Source organism: Ancylobacter aquaticus, from assembly GCF_004339465.1.
Lineage (GTDB): Bacteria > Pseudomonadota > Alphaproteobacteria > Rhizobiales > Xanthobacteraceae > Ancylobacter > Ancylobacter aquaticus.
Genome location: NZ_SMFY01000005.1, coordinates 137559 through 155289, shown reverse-complemented (window position 1 = coordinate 155289; position 17731 = coordinate 137559). Strand labels below are relative to the sequence as shown.

The window sequence follows — 17731 nt, the reverse complement described above, 5'->3', positions numbered from 1 at the left end:
TCTACGCTGACTTGGCTTACATCACCGCGCCGATCTGCCAGGGGACGAACTCGGCGTCGCCATAGCCGAGCTGCTCCGACTTGGTGCGCTCGCCCGATGCCACGCGCAGAAGGGTGTCGAATATCTCGCGGCCCTTGGCTTCAAGCGAGACGCCCTCGAGTATCTCACCGCAGTTGATATCCATGTCGTCGGTCATGCGGTGGTACATCTCGCTATTGGTGGCAAGCTTCAGCGAAGGCACCGGCTTGCAGCCAAATGCCGAACCCCGCCCTGTCGTGAAGCAGATGAGGTTGGCTCCGCCAGCGACCTGGCCGGTGGCCGAGACCGGATCGAAGCCGGGCGTGTCCATGAACACGAGGCCGTGCGTGCGCACCGGCTCGGCATATTCATAGACCGCCCGGAGCGCGGCCTGGCCGCTTTTCGCGACGGCACCGAGCGACTTCTCCAGTATGGTGGTGAGCCCCCCGGCCTTGTTGCCGGGAGATGGGTTGTTGTTCATCTCGGCGCCGTTGCGCGCGGTATAGTCCTCCCACCAGCGCAGCCGCTCCATCAGCCGGTCACCGACGCCGGGAGAGGCGCGACGCACCAGCAGGTGCTCGGCGCCGTAAATCTCCGGAGTTTCGGAAAGGATTGAAGTCCCCCCGTCGCGCACCAGCAGGTCCGAGGCGAAGCCGAGCGCCGGATTGGCCGTGAGGGCGGAGTAACCGTCGGAGCCGCCGCATTGCAGGCCAAGCACGAGTTCGCTGGCCGGGCGGGTCTCGCGCCGTGCGGAGGCCGCGCGCGGCAGCATCTCGCGGATGGTGCCCGCGATCTGGTCCACGGTGCGGCGCGTGCCACCGGTCTCCTGGATGGTCAGCGTCCGGAAGCCATCGCTTTCCTCGACCCCGCATTCCTTCTTCATCCGGGCGATCTGCAGCACCTCGCAGCCGAGGCCGACCATCACCACGGCGGCGAAATTGGGATGGCAGGCATAGCCCCACTGCGTCCGGCGCAGGACCTCGTAGCCTTCGCCCCGCTCGGCGAGGCCGCAGCCCGTGCCGTGAATGATCGGCACCACGCCGTCGATGTTCGGGTAGGCTTCCAGCACTCCCGACCGGATGATCGCATCTGCGGCAAACCGGGCGACGGAGGCGGCGCAGTTCACCGAGGTGAGAATGCCGATGTAGTTGCGCGTGCCCGTACGCCCGTCGCTGCGACGATAGCCCTGAAAGGTCGACGGTACGTCGAAAATGGGCTGGTCGACTGCAAAAGGGTTCGTGCCCAAATCGGCACGGGACAGAACGGTCGCGCTCACATTGTGGACGTGGACCCATTCGCCGGGCGCGATGTCGGCGCTCGCCAGACCGATCGGCTGTCCGAACTTTATGATCGGCTCGCCGATACCAATCCGGCATAGGGCCATCTTGTGCCCGCGAGGAATCTTGTCGCAGGCAAGGACCCCGCTCGCGCGGTCGCCGGGCTGGATTGCGTCCAACGCGACGACGAGATTGTCAGATCCGTCGAGCCGAAGGATGCGCGGCTCTGCCCGAAATGAGGATAGGGATAGGTCGCTCATCGCCTGCCGATCGGTTTGCCTTCTGTGATATGCTAATATATTAGTGTGAACATGCCAACTACGAAGAGTCCAGAGCCGCGGCTCTCCTCATCCCCGATTCCCCGAGCCGCCATGCGGGCCATTCCGGCTTCGGCGCGCATCTATGAACTGCTGCGCGACCGCATCGTTGGCGGCGAGATGCCGCCGGGCGCCTCTGTGTCGGAGAAGGAACTCGCCGAGCGCTACGGCGTCAGCCGTACGCCGGTACGCGAGGCGCTGCTGCGCCTTGCCGACGAGCGGCTGATCGACATCTTCCCCCAGCGCGGCACCTTCGTGTCCCATATCAGCGTCGAGGCCCTGCGTGACGGCATGGTGATCCGCGAGGCGCTGGAACGCGTGGCGGTTCGCCACGCTGCCGCGAAGGTGACGGATGCCGACATCTCGGAGCTTCGTCTCATCCTCGACCGTCAGCAGGCCAGCGAGCAGGCCAGCGACTGGGCCGGCTTCCACGCGGAAGACGAGGAGTTCCACCGGCGCATCGCCATCCTGTCCGGACATCCGAACCTCTGGCGGGTGGCACGGCAGGAGAAAGTTCAGATCGATCGCTGCCGCGTGCTTCACCTACCGATCTCCGGCCGCCGCGAAATGGTGATGGCCGAGCACCGCGCGATCCTCGCCGGCCTCGGCGCGCGCGATCCCGACACCGCTGACCGGGCGATGGCGGAGCACCTCGGCAACGTGCTGCCCGGCCTGGACGAACTGCTGCGCGCACGTCCCGAGTATTTCGACGCCGATGTGCGTACCACCTCGGAGGGTGAGCCGGCCGCAGTGCCGCTTCGCGCCGTGCGGAGCAAGGACAGGTCCGCGCGATGACTTCGCTGACAAGGTCCTCGTTGCCGCGGCTTTCGGCGGCGTCACTGGGGAGGCTGGCACCGGACACCGCGCGCCCCGCCTATGATCGCGCCAGCCAGCGCATCGGCATCGTTCACCTGGGGATCGGGGCGTTCCACCGGGCGCATCAGGCGGCCTTCGTCGACGACCGCATGATCGCCGGCGAACGCGACTGGGCCATTCTCGGCGCGAGCCTGCGCTCGCCCGAGACGCGTGACGCCCTGGCGCCGCAGGACGGGCTCTACACGCTGGTCGAGCGCGACGAGGACGGCGAACGCGCGCGGGTCGTCGGCTCGGTATCGCGCCTGCTGGTCGCGCCGGAAGCGCCGGCCGCCCTGCTCGAAGCGATGAGTGCCCCGCAGGTGCGGATCGTCTCGTTGACGGTGACGGAGAAGGGCTATTGCCATGATCCCGCGACCGGCGACTTGCGCGAGGACCATCCCGACATCCTCCATGACCTCGCCATGCCCGGCCTGCCGCGCAGCGCGCCCGGATTCCTGGTCGAGGCGCTGGCACGCCGCCGCGCGGCGGGCATCCCGCCCTTCACCGTGCTCTGCTGCGACAACCTCCCGGCCAACGGCAAGCTCGTCCGGCGCATCGCCAGCCGGCTGGCCGGTCTTCGCGACGCGGGTCTCGGTCATTTCGTGGGGAACGAGGTGGCGTTCCCCTGCACGATGGTCGATCGTATCGTCCCGGCGACGACGCAGGCCGACCGCGACGCCGTGGATGCACGTCTTGGAGTGGCCGATGCCTGGCCTGTCGTGACGGAGCCTTTCCGGCAGTGGGTTATCGAGGACGACTTCACCTGCGGCCGTCCCCGCCTTGAGGAGGCGGGCGCCGAACTTGTCGCCGATGCGGCCCCCTATGAAACGATGAAGCTTCGCCTGCTGAACGGCTCGCACTCCGCGCTGGCCTATCTCGGCTATCTCGCCGGCCACGAGACGGTGGCGCAGGCGATTGGCGCGCCAGGCTTTGCCGCCTTCATTCGCGGGCTCATGGACATTGAGGTCGCGCCGACGCTGGACGTGCCCACACAGACCGATCTTGCCGCCTACAAGGCCGCGCTGCTCCGCCGCTTCGCCAATCCCGCGCTGCATCACCGGACATGGCAGATCGCCATGGACGGCTCGCAGAAAATTCCCCAGCGCTGGCTGGCCACCATCCACGCCCGCCTTGCCGTTGGCGCCCCGATCTCGCGCCTCGCGCTGGCGCTCGCGGCATGGATGCGTTTCGTGAGCGGCATCGACGAGCAGGGCCGGCCGATCGATGTGCGCGACCCCCTCGCCGGACGCCTGCGCGCGCTCGCCGATGCGGCCGGGCCGTCGCCGGAGGCGCTGGTTCCGAGCCTGCTCGGCGTGCGCGAGATCTTCGATGCGGGCCTCGCGGCCGATCCGCGCCTCGCCGGCGCTGTCCGCGACGCGCTGTCGACCCTTTACCGGATCGGCGCCGGACGCGCCGTTGCGCAATTCGACTACAAGCCGGAGGCATGACGATGAGACAGGGCTGGCGCTGGTTTGGTCCGAGCGATCCCGTGACGCTCGACCATGCCCGGCAGGCGGGTGCGACCGACATCGTGTCCGCCCTCCATCAGGTGCCGCCGGGCGTTGCCTGGGCCCGCGACGAGGTCGAGGCGCGGCGCGCCATCATCGAGGACGATTCCGGCAACCGCGCACCCCTGCGCTGGTCCGTCGTCGAAAGCATCCCCGTCGCCGACGAGATCAAGCGCGAGGGTGCGGGCGCCCGTGCCGCGCTTGATGCCTGGATCGCCAGCCTCGAGGCCGTGGCCGCGGTCGGACCGCGCGTTATCTGCTACAATTTCATGCCGGTGCTGGACTGGACGCGCACCGACCTCGACTGGCCGCTGGCGAACGGCGCGACGGCCCTGCGCTTCGACCAGCACCGTTTCGCCGCCTTCGACCTGTACGTGCTCAAGCGGCGGGGTGCGGCAGCCGAATATGATGAGGCCCAGCAGGCTGCGGCGCGCAAGGTTGCCGATGCGCTCAGCGATGACGACGTCGCAACCCTGATCCGCACCGTGCTGGCCGGCCTTCCCGGCGGCACCACCAAGGGGCTGAGCCTCGAGGAATTCGGCGAGTATCTCGAGGCCTACGCCGCTATCGATGCCGCGCGGCTGCGGGCCAATCTGATCGCCTTCCTGGAGATCGTCGCCCCGGTCGCGCAGGCGCTCGGTGTCAAGCTGACAATCCATCCCGACGATCCGCCGCGCCCGTTGTTCGGCCTTCCGCGCGTGGCCTCGACGGCGGCGGACTTCGCCGCCCTGTTCGCCGCCGTGCCCTCGCCCGCCAACGGCCTGTGCTTCTGCACCGGCAGCCTCGGCGTGCGAGCCGATAACGACCTCGCGGTAATCGCCGAACGATTCGCCGACCGCATTCACTTCACCCATCTGCGCGCCACGCGCCGCGACGCGGATCACCTCGGCTTCCAGGAAGCCGATCATCTCGACGGCGATGTCGACATGCCGGCCGTTCTCGCCGTTCTGATGACGGAGAACCGGCGGCGGAGCGAGAGCGAGAAGATCGTTCTGCGCCCCGACCATGGACACCGCATGTTGGCCGACCTCGCCACCGACGAGGTCTGCAATCCCGGCTATACCGCCGCCGGGCGCATGAAGGGGCTGGCGGAGCTGCGCGGCATCATGCGCGTGCTGGACCGGCTGCCCGACGCCGGGCTCGCCGCCCTTCGGTGACGGACAAGCGCCTCAGCCACGAAAGGCCGCGCTTCCCTCCGGAAATGCGGCCTTGCTCTTTCATGGCGGCCCGCTCAGACGGCGGCCTTCTTCACCCGGGCGACGATCTGCGTCGGGTTGACGAAGCGCAGCGCCACGATCAGCCAGATCAGCGTGCTGAGCATGTAGATGACGGCCATGGCGTCGATCGACTGGCCCGCGCGCACGCCGGCGGCGAACACCGAATAGTACAGTGCCACGACCAGCGTCTGGCTCGACGGCCCGGCGGTGAGGAAGGTCAGCTCGAACATCGACACCGTGCGCACCATGGCGAGCAGTGTTGCCGCCAAGATGCCTGGCACCAGCAGCGGCACGAGGACGTGAATGAACAGCCGGCCCGTTCCGGCGCCAAACACCCGCGCGGCCGCCTCGACCTTGGGGTCAATCTGCTCGATGAACGGGATCATCAGGATGACGGTGAACGGCACGGTCGGCACCAGATTGGCGACGATGACCCCCCACATCGTGCCGGCCAGGCCGACCTTGTAGAGCACCGTCGCCAGCGGAATGCCGAAGGTGATGGGCGGCACCAGCAGCGGTAGGAGAAACAGCACGATTACCAGCGGCTTGCCCGGGAAATCCCGGCGCGCCAGCGCATAGGCCGCCGGCACACCGATCAGCGCCGAGAGCAGCACCACCGCTCCGGCGATCTGGAAGGTCACGAGCAGCACGTCGCCGAGCTGGAATTCCTTCCAGGCAGAGGCGTACCAGCGCAGGGTGAAGGCCGCCGGCAGCCAGGAACTGAGCCAGCGCGTGCCAAAGGAATTGATGACGACGGTCGCGATCATCGCGAGGACATTGACCACGAAGAAAATGACGAAGGCCCAGACGAGCGTCCGCCACAGCCGTTCCAGCGCGCTTTCCATCGGCCTCACCCTTTCCCGCCGCCGGCCGGGCCCGTGTAGAAGAGGCCCCGTCCCGCCAGCACCAACCCGACGAAGCCGAACTGCACCACCGCCATGATCATCGCGATCGCCGAGGCGTAGGAGTAGTCGTACTGTTCGAAAGCCGCCTGCGCGGCGGCGAACGAGATCACCCGTGTCTCGCCGGCCGGCGCACCGAGCATCACCGCCGACGGAAACACCGAGAAGGCGTCGACGAAGGCAAGGCAGAAGGTGACCGCCAGCCCCGGCACGATGAGCGGCAGCACGATGTGACGAAACCGGCTCCGGGCGCGCGCGCCAAGCGTGGCAGCCGCCTGTTCCAGCGCGGGGTCGATGCCCGAAATCATCGATAGCGTCAGCAGGAAGGTGAAGGGAAAGCCGGTGATGACGAGCGAGATGAACACGCCCCAGTAATTGTGCACGAGGCGGATGGGGCGGTCGATCAGACCGAACAGGATCAGCGTACGGTTGAGCCAGCCCTGTGGGCCGAGATAGTTCAGCAACCCTTCCGCCACCAGCACCGTGCCGAGCGTGATCGGCAGCACGAGAATGGTGGTGAGCAGGCGCTGGCGCCGCATGTGCCGCACCTGCATCGCCACCGGCACCGAGAGCGCGATGTTGAGCAGCGTCACCGGCAGTGCGAGCCGAAGCGTCAGCCAGATCGTGCCGTACATGTAGGGATCGGAGAAGAACTTGGTGTAGTTGCCGAGCCAGCCCCCCTCCTTCGGCGCGAAGGACAGCAGCAGCCCGTAGACGAAGGGGTAGACGAACAGCAGCACCACGAAGAGCGCGGCGGGAAGGACGAGCAGCGTCACCCCGTCAATGCCACGGTCGGCAAGGGTGCGCCGGCGCGGGCGGCTCGAAGTGCTCATCCCACGCCCCCCGCCGCATAGACCAGCGTCCGCTCGGCGGGCGCGCCCAGCTGCACCGCTGCGCCGACGCCAAGCGGGGCATCGGTTCGGAAATAGAGTTCCGCGCCGCCCGGCTCGGTCGCCGTGCCATAATAGCCCTCGCCGCGATATTCGAGCCCGGTCACCTCCGCATGGATCGGCCCATCGGCCATCGGCACGAGGTCGGCCGGCCGGATGGCGACGACCACCCGGTCACCCGCAACATCCACCGCCTGGCCGCGGATCGCGCCGGCAAAGCCGCAATCGACCTCGACCTCCTCGCCCTCGCGGCGAACGAGCCTGCCCTGAATGGCGTTGCGGAAGCCCATGAACTCGGCGACATCGGCATGGAGCGGCCGTCGGTAGAGGTCCTGCGGCGTTCCGATCTGCCGTACCTCGCCGTCGCGCAGCACGACGATCCGGTCGGCGAGCGAGAGTGCCTCGTCCTGGTCATGGGTGACATAAATGGTTGCCGAACCGAGCAGTCGGTGGATGCGGCGGATTTCGGCGCGCATTTCCAGCCGCAGCTTGGCGTCGAGATTGGACAGCGGCTCGTCCATCAACACGAGGGGTGGCTCCACCGCGATGGCGCGGGCGATGGCGACGCGCTGCTGCTGCCCGCCGGAAAGCTGGCCGGGAAGCTTGGCGCCCTGGGAGGTGAGGCGCACCACGTTCAGCGCCTCGTCCACCCGCCGCTCGATCTCGGCCTTCGGTACGCCGCTCATCTGGAGGCCAAAGCCGACATTGCGGCGCACGCTCATATGGGGAAAAAGCGCGTAGTTCTGAAACACCATGCCGAAGCCACGCTCCTCCGGCTTCAGCGTGTCGATGCGCTTCTCGTCGAGCCAGATGGCGCCGTCGCTCAGCGACAGCAGCCCAGCAAGGCAATTCAGTGCTGTCGATTTGCCGCAGCCCGAAGGGCCAAGGAGGGCAATGAACTCGCCGCGCTGGACGGTAAGGCTGATCTCCTTCAGCGCGTTGTGGGCGCCAAAGTTCCGGCTCATGCCGTCGAGCCGGAGCTCGCGAAAGCCGGCGGATGCTATCGCCATCGCGCTTCAATCCTGCTGGTAAAAAAGATGTTCAGAGCCTTCCGGCGGGCCGGGCTGAGACAGCCCGCCGGACGCGCGTTACGTTACTTCTTCATCTTCGCCGCGCCGATCTCGCGGTCCCACTTGTCGAACATCGCGACGAGCGGCTTGGCATCCAGCGGGGCTTCGGTCGGGTTGTTGGCGATCAGAGCCGCATATTCGGGCCGGCCGAACTTCTCGATGGTCTCCTGGCTTTCCTTGGGCGCCATGTCGAGCGTGATGCCCTTGATGGCCGGGCCCGGATACATGTAGCCGTGGTCATACATGTAGGCCTGCTGCGCAGGCTTGAGCAGGAACGCCATCAGCTCCAGCACGACCTTGAGCTTCTCTTCGGAAATACCCTTGGGGATCGCCATGTAGTTGGCGTCGCCGACCCAGGTGAAGTTCTTGAAAGCGCCGACCTTATACTCTTCCGGGACGATGCCGAGATAGCGCGGGTTGATGTCCCAGCCGGTGGTAGTGGCGATGATGTCGCGCGTGCCGTTGGCCAGCTCCTTCATCGAAGCGGTGGTGCCGGCGGTGTAGTACTCGATGCAGGTGTCGAGTTCCTTCAGATAGGACCAGGTCTTGTCCCAGCCGTTGATCGGATCCTTAGGATCCTTGTCGCCGAGCAGATAGGGCAGGCCCATCACGAAGGTGCGGCCGGGGCCGGAATTGGCCGGGCGGGCATACATGAACTTGCCCGGATTGGCCTTGCAATAGGCCAGCAGCGCTTCCGGCGTGTCGGGCAGCTCCTTCACCCGGTCAGGAGCGTATTCGAGCAGCGGGCCGGACGGGTACCAGTCGATGACGAAGGCTTCGCCGCGGGCCATCTCCTGCATCAGATAGGCCCCGGGGATGTAAAGCTCCTTCAGATTGGGGAACTTGTCGGCATATTTCGGCAGGATCTGGAGCCACAGCCCCTGCTCCATGCCGGCGGCGAGTGCGTCGTTGCCGGTCAGCACGAAGTCGATGTCGACCCGGCCGGCTTCCTGCTGCGCCTTCAGCTTGCCGGCAAGCTCGGGTGCCGTCGCCTGGGTGAAGATGAACTTCGAGACCAACTCGGGGTGCTCGGCCTGGAACTTCTCAAGCGCCGGCTGGCTGACCTGAAGGTCGCCTGCCACGTCGATCACACTGATCACCACAGGTTCGGCCATGGCGCCGAAGCTGGTCGAGACGAGCAGGGCGCCCGCTGCCAGCAGGCTGGATTTCCAACGCATAAAGGACATTTGTTCTCTCCACTCTGGTTTTGTCGGCGATCGGCACTGACAGGTGCGGACTTAGGCGTTCGCGGCTGCCGTCTTCTTGGTGAGGCGGCTTGCGGCGGCGCGATCGAGAAAAGCGTGGCAGGCGGGATGCTGCTGGAGAATGGAGGCCGGCCACATATTGGTGACAGGCCCCTCCAGCACGTGCTGGACCGCCTCCGCCTTGCGGGCGTCCGGTACGGTGAGAACGACGAGGCGGCTGGAGACGATGCGCTGCACCGTCATCGAGATCGCCTCGTGGGGCACGTCCTCAAGGGTGGGGAACCAGCCTTCGCCGAACTGCTGGCGGCGGCAGCGTTCTTCCAGCTCGACCACCTTGTAGGCGACGGTCGAGGTGAAATCGGCGGGGGGATCGTTGAAGGCGAGGTGGCCGTTTTCGCCGATGCCGGCGAACATGACGTCGATCGGATGAGCGTCAAGCTCGGCATTGATACGGGCAAGCTCGGCGTCGAGGTCGGGCGCGTCGCCGGCGATGAAATGGAAGGCGCCCAGCGTCGACAGCCTGCCGGTGAAGCGCTCCTTCAGATATTTGCGGAAGCTGGCCGGGTGGGTCTCCGGCATGCCGATATATTCGTCGAGGTGGAAGGCGGTAACCTTCGACCAGTCGATGCCGGGCGCGGCGACCAGCGCCTCAAGCATCTCGAACTGGCTCGCGCCGGTGGCGATGACGACATTGGCCCCGCCGCGCGCGGCGATGGCCTCGCGGATGGCTGAAGCGCCGAATTCGGCCGCCGCCGTGCCGTTTGCCGTTTTGGTCTCGTAGAGGTGGATGTCGATCATGATCACTTCCTGCTGGACGGATCGGGTTCGGCCGGCGCCTTCCGGCCCCTGGGCGCCGGCGCGGGGGCGGGTGCTGGCCCGGTAGAGCCGCGGATGACAAGCTCGCCCTTGATGACGTGGCCCTCGACGGGCGGCGTGGGATTTGCGAGGCCGTTGAGCAGCAGATCGACGGCATTGGCACCCGCCAAAGCGCAGTGGGCGTTCACGCTGGTCAGCGGGGGATAGGTGGTGGCGGCGATGATGTCGTCGCAGCCGACCACGCTGAAATCGCCAGGCACCGACAGGCCGCGCTCGGCGAGCCCGGCCATGATGCCCTGGGCCACCACGTCATCGACCGCCAGCGCGGCGGTGACGCCGGCCTCCAGCAGGCCGGCCACGCAGTCCCGCCCCGCCTCATGGCTGGGCCGGCCGGCGTCGATTTGCACCACCGAGAGCCCATGGGCGGCGCCGGCGGCCGTGACGGCACGGGCGCGCTGCTGGCTCGACCACGAGGTGCGCGGCGCCCCGACATAGGCGATCGCACGGTGGCCGAGCCCGGCCAGAAGCACGACGGCGGCGGTGAAGCCCGGTCCGGTGTCGACCAGCACGCGGCCGATCCCCTCAAGGTCGCGATTGATCACCACGACCGGCTTGCGGGCGGCATGCTTGCGGATGAGCGGCTCATCGAGGCGGGGCGAGGCGAGCACGAAGCCGTCGACCTGGGCCGCGAGCTTTGCGAGCAGGACGTCCTCCAGGTGCGCGGTCTCGTCCGAGTCGCCGAGGAAGGTGGCGTAGCCGCGCTTGTAGGCCTGCGCTTGCGCACCGCGCATCAGCGCGGAGAAGAACGGATTGGCGACGTCGGGCAGGATCAGCGCGATGTTGCCCGCGCGTCCGGTCGACAGCGCCCGCGCTACCTGATTTGGCACGTAGCCGAGGCGCTGGGCGGTCCCGAGCACCTTCTCCACCGTCGCCGGCGTCAGCAACTCCGGCTGCGAAAAGGCCCGCGACACCGTCGCCTGAGACACGCCTGCTTCACGCGCGACGAGGCGGATGGTGGGTACGGGCATATGTGACGACGATTTGGTCAAGTTTTCTCACCGATGAAACCGGTTTCATTGTGAGAATGAAACCGGTTTCATTAGGTGTCAATGGCGTTTTAGGCCTCGTGCCTTGACCCGAAGCAATTGTCATGACGTGGCGCGGCGGAATCAGCACATGACCCGATGAAGCGAGACGCCGGCAGGGGCGCCTCACCCGCGCCTTGCCACAAGGCCGAGAACCTTTTCGCGCAAAGAGCCTGCGTCCCCGCGAGCTGCGGCGATGATGAGTTTCCCCATGCCTCGCAGAGTCCGCGCAACAACGGCGGGCGTCGACATGTCGACGAGCCGGCGAATTGGGCTTTCCCGGGGTGTGCGGCCCGGGCATATGATGGCTTGGCGGCGATGGAACGGGAATCGGGAGAGCGGCTTTGGTTCACCGCACGCGCGGCCCGGCTAAGGCGAGAGCGCTCCCGTTCCGTGGTCGAAGAAGTACGGAGGATATCTTCTGACCGATATTCCGGAAACCCGCACAAAAAGCTGTCATTTTCGATTTTGATGGGGTCATCCTCGATTCAGCTGGCGTCACGACATATGCTTTCGCCCACTGCTATGTTGGTGAAGACGCCGGCAAGATCGCCGCGGTCGTTGACTACCAGCAGCGGCACGGAGGCATTGGGCGACGCTAAAAGTTCGTCCATTTTCGAGCGCAGCCTCGTCGGCCTGCCGGCCGACCCGGAGACCTTGCGGGCGCTGCACGGCCGGGTTCCGCTTCATCTCGTCTCCGGCATGCCGGAGGACGAACTGACGGCGGTGCTGGCGCAGCGCGGGCTCACGCCGTTCTTCGCGTCGGTCGCCGGCGCGCCCAAGCACAAGCGGGAGGTGTTCCGCCGAATCCTCGATGTGGGGGGCCTCGCAGCGGAAGAGGCGCTGGCGTTGGGCGATTCCACCACCGAGTTCGAGGCCGCGCGCGACCTCGGCATTCCATTCTTCGCCATCGTGGCCGAGGGCACCCCGGACTTCTTTCCGCCCGACGTGCCACGGCTCGACGATCTCTCAGGCTTTCCTGCTCTCGTCGCGCGATGAGCAGGGTCAGTTCATCCACAAGCCGCCGGTGACGTTGATCGCCTGCCCGGTCATGTACGAGGATTCGTCGGAGGCAAGGAAGGCGACCACGCGGGCAATGTCGTCGGGGCCGCCGACGCGGCCGATCGGAATGAGGTGCTCGCGCGGATATCCACCACCTTGCCGACGGCGGTGATGGCGGCGTTGTTCACGGCGATGTCGATCGGCCCGAGCGCGACCTTAACCTGATCCATCGCCGTCGCCACCGCATCGGCATCGGCGACATCCACGGCGAGCACCAGCGCCCGGCGCCCGGTCACCTGAACCATCGCCGCCGTTTCCTGCGCGCCTGCGAGATCGAGATCGAGAACGGCGACGTCGCAACCCTCCTGCGCGAGGCGGGTAGCAATGCCGCGACCGATACCGACCGCCCTGCCGGTGATGACGGCGACGCGTCCGTCGAGATTGTACATGGCGCTTCCCGCCTCAGTGCGCGCCGGCTCGGACTGTCCGGCGTCAGCACCTGTCAGGCGACACGGCAAACTGCCCCCCTGCCGCCATGAGGAACTGACCCCCTCGATGGCCAGGAGGTCGGCATGGAAGACAGGAATGGGCAGAGTTCTCCGCGGATGAATGGACCGCGGAGGGACGAGATGAAGACGCCGGACGACGTGTCGGCGATGGTGCGGCTGAAGGGGCTGGGTTGGGGCGCGAAGCGGATCGCGGCGGAGCTCGGCTGTTCGAAGAACACCGTGAAGCGCTGGCTTCAGTATGGCGACTGGCGTCCCTGCGTGACGCCGTCGCGGTCGAAGAAGCTGGACGGACTCTCGGACTTTTTGGCGGAGCGGTTTCGCCGGCACGCCGGCAATGCCGACGTGATCCGCCAGGAACTGGCGGCCGAGAAGCGCATCCATGTCAGCCTTCGCACGGTGGAGCGCACGGTCGCGCCGCTGCGGCGGGAACTGGTGGCCGCGGCCCGGGCGACGGTGCGCTTCGAGACGCGGCCGGGCGTCCAGTTGCAGATCGACTTCGGCGAGCGGCGGGTGGAGATCGGCGGGGTGGCGACGAAGGTCTTCTTCTTCGTTGCAACGCTCGGCTATTCCCGCCGGCTGCATGTCCGGGCCTTCGGGCACGAGAAGCAGGAGAGCTGGTTTGCCGGGATGGAGAGCGCGTTCCTGGCCTTCGGCGGGGTGCCCCGCGAGGTGCTGCTCGACAACGCCCGGGCGCTGATCCTGCATCATGATCCGGCGAGCCGCGAGGTGGTGCTGCATCCCCGGCTGCATGCCTTCGCCAAGCACTGGGGCTTCCGGGTCCGGGCCTGCGCGCCGTACCGGGCACGCACCAAGGGCAAGGACGAACGGGGCGTCGGCTACGTCAAGAAGAACGCCATTGCGGGGCGCAGCTTCGCCAGTTTCGCCGAGATGGAGGCGCATCTGGAGGCCTGGACGCGGGAGATCGCCGATCGCCGCATCCACGGCACGACCGGAGAGGCGCCGGCGGACCGCTTTGCCCGCGACGAGAAGAAGGCTCTGCGTCCTCTGGCCGGCACACCGCCCTTCACGACGGCCCGCGATCTCATGCGCCGGGTTGGATCCGACTGCGCCGTCGCCGTCGACGGCAACGCCTACTCGGTGCCGTGGCGGTTGATCGGCGAAGAGGTCCGCGTCACCGTCGGCAACGCCATCGTGCGTGTCCATCATAGCGGCCGCGAGGTGGCGGTCCACGGCGAGTTGAAGGGCCGGCACGGCCGCGTCGTCGATGACGCGCATCTGGCGGGTCTGGTCGGCGCCAAGGACCGCCCGGTGCCGACCGCCGTGGATGTCATGGCCGCGACCGTCAATGTGCCGCTGCCGATCCCGGCCTTGCTGCGTCCGCTGGCGGAATACGAAGCGGCGGCGGGAGGATCGTTCTGATGGACGGCCACGATCACCTGACGGCGCTCCTGTCGCGGCTGAAGCTGACGGCGCTGCGCGACCAGCTCGACAACCTGATCGACGAGGCCGGGCGCAGGGAACTGACGATCCGCGAGGCGCTGACGATGTTCTGCGAGCGGGAGGTGGCGCGGCGCGACCAGCGGCGCATCGACATGGCCTTCGGCCTCGCCCGCTTCCCCTTCGTGCGTGATCTCACAGGCTTCGACTTCGGCGCCCAGCCCTCGCTTGACAAGGCACAGGTCCGGGAGATCGCGACGGGGCGCTTCATCGCCAACGGCGAGGCGGTCCTGCTTCTCGGGCCGCCGGGTGTCGGCAAGACGCATCTGGCCGTGGCGCTGGGGCGGGAGGCGATCGTGGCCGGCTACACAGTCCTGTTCACGCCGGCGACGACGCTGGTGGCGCAACTGGCCAAGGCGCACGGCGAGGGGCGGCTCGAGGAGAAGCTCTCCCACTACGCCAAGCCCAGGCTCCTGATCGTCGACGAGCTGGGCTATCTGCCCTTCGAGCCGGATGCCGCCCATCTCTTCTTCCAGCTCGTCAGCCGCCGCTACGAACGCGGCGCCATGCTGGTCACCTCCAACCGCGCCGTGGGCGAATGGGGCCAGGTCTTCGGCGATGCCGTGGTCGCCACGGCCATCCTCGATCGCCTGCTTCACCACAGCCACGTCATCACCATTCGCGGCGACAGCTATCGCCTGCGCGAAAAGCGCCGCAGCGGTCTTTTGCAAAAGACCGCCGCGGCGCCACAACCCTCGAACGCCTGAAATAGGCAAACCCCAAGGGGGTCAGGTCCTCGTGTCGTCAGGGGGTCAGTTCCGAATGTCGCTGGACAGCACCCATGGCACGGATTTGCGGTTGAGATTTAAGGAGGGTTTTGGCCTCGTCGTCATGACGAAGGAACGAAGATGACCACCAGATCCTCGAACGCCAAAAAGCCTGCGGAGCAGGTGGTGAAGGACATTCGCCGCGCGACGCGCCGGCACTTTTCAGCGGAAGACAAGATCAGGATCGTGCTGGACGACCTGCGCGGCGAGGACAGCATCGCCGAGCTGTGCCGCGAGGAAGGCATCACCCAGAGCCTGTATTACACTTGGTCGAAGGAGTTCATGGAGGCCGGCAAGCGCCGGTTGGCCGGTGACACCACTCGTGCCGCGACCACCGGCGAAGTGCAGGACCTGCGCCGCGAGGCCCGAGCCCTGAAGGACTGCGTGGCCGACCTGACGCTCGAGACCCGGCTGCTCAAAAAAAGCATGATCGCGCCCTATCGGTGAATGCAAGGCATTCACCTGCCGGGTGGGAGATGGGGCCGACGACGAATGAGGTATCCTGCATCCGAGAAGCTCGAGATCATCAGGATCGTCAAGCAATCGCACTTGCCCGCCAAGCGCACCCTGGACCAGCTCGGCATCCCCCGCTGGACGTTCTATCGCTGGTATGACCGCTACATCGAAGGCGGACCGGAGGCGTTGGAAGATCGGCCGTCGGCGCCGAGTCGGGTGTGGAACCGGATCCCGGCGGGCATCCACGACCAGATCATCGAGTTGGCGTTGGAACAATCCTAGCTGAGCCCCCGGGAGCTGGCCGTACGCTTCACCGACGAGCAGCGCTACTTCGTGTCGGAAGCCACGGTTTACCGGCTGCTCAAGGCCCACGACCTGATCACCACCCCGGCCTACGTCGTGATCAAGGCGGCCGACCAGTTCCACACCAAGACCACCCGCCCGAACGAGATATGGCAGACCGACTTCACCTACTTCAAGATCATCGGGTGGGGATGGATGTACCTCTCGACCGTGCTCGACGACTTCTCGCGCTATATCATCGCCTGGAAGCTGTGCACCAACATACGGGCCGAGGACGTCACCGAGACGCTGGACCTCGCCCTGGCGGCTTCCGGCTGCGGCAGCGCCACGGTACTGCACAATGCACGAGCCCCGGCTGCTCAGCGACAATGGCCCCAGCTACATCGCCGGCGAAGTGGCGGAGTACATTGAGGTCCGGAAGATGAGCCATGTCCGCGGCGCCCCGTGCCATCCCCAGACCCAAGGCAAGATCGAGCGCTGGCACCAGACCCTCAAAAACCGCATCCTGCTGGAAAACTACTTCCTGCCCGGCGACCTCGAGGCCCAGATCAAGGCCTTCGTCGAGCACTACAATCACCAGCGCTACCACGAGAGCCTGGCCAATGTGACACCCGCCGACGTCTACTTCGGCAGGGCGCCGGCCATCATCAAACAGCGTGAAAAGATCAAGCGACAAACCATCGAACATCGGCGCTTGCAGCACCGCAAGCTCGCCGCCTAGCATCAATCCCCTGATGAGCCTGCACTCCGCTAATCCACGCCGCGATCTGCGCCAAATGTTCTGACGACGGACACTGGCGAAAGGCAACGCTACCGTCGGCACGCGCGCCGTGAACCTGGAAAATCCGCTTCGCGAGGTCCAGGCCGATAATGCTAACCTCGTTCATAGATGCCGTCTCCTCATTGTGACGTTGTTGCAAACATCACTCTGGCACACTCGATGCCGTCGGGAGGGGGCAACCACTCCATCACTTCTCAGTGGAAATCCAGGGTCAGTTCTTCCCGGAAATCAACACTTAGCGTACGTTTACGATCAGATTTTGCGACGGCCCCCCATAGGGTACACTCCATCGGCTGTCCCAAATACCCGCATTTTGGCAGCTCTGCTCAACCTTGTACCGTCGGGCCGCGGCCCCGATTCTGGAGCGCCTCCCGTACGATATCGGGCGTCAGGTGGGGTGCGAGGCGTCGAATAAATTCGAGCGTATAGGGGCGCAGATAGGCATTCGACCGCAGCTTGAGATAGGTCATGCTGGATTCGAACAGGTGTCTGGCGTCGCGTATGCCGAGCCCGACATCGGCCTTTTCGTCGAACGAGACGCTAGCGAAAATGGCGATGCCGAGGCCCATCAGCACGTAGGTCTTGCAGACATCCGCGTCGATGGCGCTGAGCACGATCCTGGGCTCCAGTCCGGCCTGCTCGAAGGCGCCGAGAACCTTCCACCGCCGACGATGCAACGTCTCGCCGGCGAAGCGCGGATCGTAAGTAATGATCGGGTATTGCGCGACCTCTTCCAAGGTCAGATGCTCGGCCGACAGGATGGGATGGCCGACCTTTGCCACGACACTGCGGGTCAGCTCGAAACACGGCAGGCCCACCAAATTGGGAAATTCCCGCGCCGTCTCGGTGCCGATGGCGATATCAGCCTCGCCCGCGTCCACCAGGCTGCAGATGCCCTCGGGATCGCCCTGCTTCAGCACGATCTGGACGTCTGGAAAGTTCTTGAGAAACGAGCTTACCACCGGCGGCAGCACATATTTCGCCTGCGTGTGGGTGGTGGCGATGACCAGGGTTCCGCGACTTATCGCGGAAACGTCATCCTTGAGAATGCGCAAAGTCCCGAGGTCGCCGACCACGCGCTTGGCAATCTCAAGCACCTGCTCACCCGGTTCGGTGAGGCCAATGATGCGGTTGCGGGTCCGCTGGAAGATGGGAAAGCCGAGTTCGCTCTCCAGCATCTGGACCTGCCGGCTGACGCCGGGCTGCGACGTGTGAAGAGCTTCGGCGGCGGCGGAAAGGTGATTCCCCTGCCTCGCAATCTCAAGAACGTAGCGGAGCTGCTGAAGCCGCATGAC

15 protein-coding genes and 2 pseudogenes are annotated in these 17731 nt (G+C 66.3%); 7 read left to right on the top strand and 10 right to left on the bottom strand.

What is annotated here, in order from left to right:
* Positions 1–16: 16 nt before the first annotated feature.
* Positions 17–1555, bottom strand: a complete 1539-nt coding sequence (locus EV667_RS20630) for a UxaA family hydrolase (RefSeq protein ID WP_131837215.1) — start codon at positions 1553–1555, stop codon at positions 17–19.
* Positions 1556–1666: 111 nt separating this feature from the next.
* Here EV667_RS20630 and EV667_RS20625 point away from each other — a divergent pair, with 111 nt between their 5' ends.
* From EV667_RS20625 to uxuA, 3 genes are read left to right on the top strand one after another with little or no spacing between them, the layout of a single operon-like run.
* On the top strand, positions 1667–2407 hold the full coding sequence (locus EV667_RS20625; protein WP_131837214.1) for a GntR family transcriptional regulator: 741 nt from the start codon (positions 1667–1669) through the stop codon (positions 2405–2407).
* Complete coding sequence (locus EV667_RS20620; RefSeq protein WP_207907829.1) at positions 2404–3915, top strand: mannitol dehydrogenase family protein; 1512 nt, start codon at positions 2404–2406, stop codon at positions 3913–3915. The genes EV667_RS20625 and EV667_RS20620 overlap by 4 nt, the downstream gene beginning before the upstream one ends.
* A 2-nt stretch (positions 3916–3917) precedes the next feature.
* A complete protein-coding gene (uxuA, locus tag EV667_RS20615) occupies positions 3918–5132 on the top strand; it encodes a mannonate dehydratase (RefSeq protein ID WP_131837213.1) in 1215 nt (404 codons plus the stop codon).
* A gap of 74 nt (positions 5133–5206) precedes the next feature.
* On the opposite strand, the gene EV667_RS20610 is transcribed toward uxuA, so the two are convergent.
* From EV667_RS20610 to EV667_RS20585, 6 genes are all read right to left on the bottom strand, one after another.
* Positions 5207–6037, bottom strand: coding sequence for an ABC transporter permease (locus tag EV667_RS20610; protein ID WP_131837212.1), 831 nt, complete (start codon positions 6035–6037; stop codon positions 5207–5209).
* Positions 6038–6042: 5 nt separating this feature from the next.
* On the bottom strand, positions 6043–6927 hold the full coding sequence (locus tag EV667_RS20605; protein ID WP_131837211.1) for an ABC transporter permease: 885 nt from the start codon (positions 6925–6927) through the stop codon (positions 6043–6045).
* Positions 6924–7994: an ABC transporter ATP-binding protein gene (locus tag EV667_RS20600; protein WP_131837210.1), complete on the bottom strand. Its 1071-nt coding sequence runs from the start codon at positions 7992–7994 to the stop codon at positions 6924–6926. Before EV667_RS20600 ends, EV667_RS20605 begins: the two co-directional genes overlap by 4 nt.
* An 83-nt stretch (positions 7995–8077) precedes the next feature.
* Positions 8078–9241 (bottom strand): extracellular solute-binding protein, encoded by a 1164-nt coding sequence (locus EV667_RS20595; protein WP_131837209.1) that lies wholly within the window; start codon positions 9239–9241, stop codon positions 8078–8080.
* A 51-nt stretch (positions 9242–9292) separates the two neighbouring features.
* Complete coding sequence (locus EV667_RS20590) at positions 9293–10057, bottom strand: glucosamine-6-phosphate deaminase (protein WP_131837208.1); 765 nt, start codon at positions 10055–10057, stop codon at positions 9293–9295.
* Between the two features lie 2 nt (positions 10058–10059).
* A complete protein-coding gene (locus EV667_RS20585) occupies positions 10060–11103 on the bottom strand; it encodes a LacI family DNA-binding transcriptional regulator (RefSeq protein ID WP_165901671.1) in 1044 nt (347 codons plus the stop codon).
* 618 nt (positions 11104–11721) lie between these two features.
* On the opposite strand from EV667_RS20585, the gene EV667_RS20580 reads away from it, so the two are divergent.
* The gene (locus EV667_RS20580; protein WP_245516292.1) at positions 11722–12159 is read left to right on the top strand and encodes an HAD family hydrolase; all 438 of its coding nucleotides are present in this window, start codon (positions 11722–11724) and stop codon (positions 12157–12159) included.
* 6 nt (positions 12160–12165) lie between these two features.
* On the opposite strand, the gene EV667_RS22995 is transcribed toward EV667_RS20580, so the two are convergent.
* Both EV667_RS22995 and EV667_RS22990 read right to left on the bottom strand, forming a co-directional pair.
* Positions 12166–12249, bottom strand: coding sequence for a hypothetical protein (locus EV667_RS22995; RefSeq protein ID WP_245516306.1), 84 nt, complete (start codon positions 12247–12249; stop codon positions 12166–12168).
* A 104-nt stretch (positions 12250–12353) separates the two neighbouring features.
* Positions 12354–12611, bottom strand: a pseudogene (locus tag EV667_RS22990) (SDR family NAD(P)-dependent oxidoreductase); the annotation flags it as partial.
* 123 nt (positions 12612–12734) lie between these two features.
* Between EV667_RS22990 and istA the strand changes: the two are divergent.
* The 3 genes and pseudogenes from istA (at position 12735) to EV667_RS20555 (ending at position 16376) form a co-directional block, all read left to right on the top strand.
* Entirely contained in the window at positions 12735–14051 is a 1317-nt protein-coding gene (istA, locus tag EV667_RS20570; RefSeq protein ID WP_425359051.1) for an IS21 family transposase, read from the top strand.
* Positions 14051–14836, top strand: a complete 786-nt coding sequence (gene istB / locus EV667_RS20565; RefSeq protein WP_131837205.1) for an IS21-like element helper ATPase IstB — start codon at positions 14051–14053, stop codon at positions 14834–14836. Before istA ends, istB begins: the two co-directional genes overlap by 1 nt.
* 141 nt (positions 14837–14977) lie before the next feature.
* Positions 14978–16376: pseudogene (locus tag EV667_RS20555) on the top strand (IS3 family transposase).
* Positions 16377–16762: 386 nt separating this feature from the next.
* On the opposite strand, the gene EV667_RS20545 reads toward EV667_RS20555, so the two are convergent.
* Positions 16763–17728: a LysR substrate-binding domain-containing protein gene (locus EV667_RS20545; protein ID WP_131837203.1), complete on the bottom strand. Its 966-nt coding sequence runs from the start codon at positions 17726–17728 to the stop codon at positions 16763–16765.
* Positions 17729–17731 lie beyond the last annotated feature (3 nt).

Bases quoted from the DNA above. Each gene is read 5' to 3' on its own strand.
- istA (WP_425359051.1), top strand. From the start codon at position 12,735: ATGGAAGACAGGAATGGGCAGAGTTCTCCGCGGATGAATGGACCGCGG.
- istB (WP_131837205.1), top strand. From the start codon at position 14,051: ATGGACGGCCACGATCACCTGACGGCGCTCCTGTCGCGGCTGAAGCTG.
- EV667_RS20545 (WP_131837203.1), bottom strand. From the start codon at position 17,728: ATGCGGCTTCAGCAGCTCCGCTACGTTCTTGAGATTGCGAGGCAGGGG.
- EV667_RS20605 (WP_131837211.1), bottom strand. From the start codon at position 6,927: ATGAGCACTTCGAGCCGCCCGCGCCGGCGCACCCTTGCCGACCGTGGC.
- EV667_RS20595 (WP_131837209.1), bottom strand. From the start codon at position 9,241: ATGTCCTTTATGCGTTGGAAATCCAGCCTGCTGGCAGCGGGCGCCCTG.
- EV667_RS20590 (WP_131837208.1), bottom strand. From the start codon at position 10,057: ATGATCGACATCCACCTCTACGAGACCAAAACGGCAAACGGCACGGCG.
- EV667_RS20600 (WP_131837210.1), bottom strand. From the start codon at position 7,994: ATGGCGATAGCATCCGCCGGCTTTCGCGAGCTCCGGCTCGACGGCATG.
- EV667_RS20630 (WP_131837215.1), bottom strand. From the start codon at position 1,555: ATGAGCGACCTATCCCTATCCTCATTTCGGGCAGAGCCGCGCATCCTT.
- EV667_RS20620 (WP_207907829.1), top strand. From the start codon at position 2,404: ATGACTTCGCTGACAAGGTCCTCGTTGCCGCGGCTTTCGGCGGCGTCA.
- uxuA (WP_131837213.1), top strand. From the start codon at position 3,918: ATGAGACAGGGCTGGCGCTGGTTTGGTCCGAGCGATCCCGTGACGCTC.
- EV667_RS20610 (WP_131837212.1), bottom strand. From the start codon at position 6,037: ATGGAAAGCGCGCTGGAACGGCTGTGGCGGACGCTCGTCTGGGCCTTC.
- EV667_RS20625 (WP_131837214.1), top strand. From the start codon at position 1,667: ATGCGGGCCATTCCGGCTTCGGCGCGCATCTATGAACTGCTGCGCGAC.
- EV667_RS20585 (WP_165901671.1), bottom strand. From the start codon at position 11,103: ATGCCCGTACCCACCATCCGCCTCGTCGCGCGTGAAGCAGGCGTGTCT.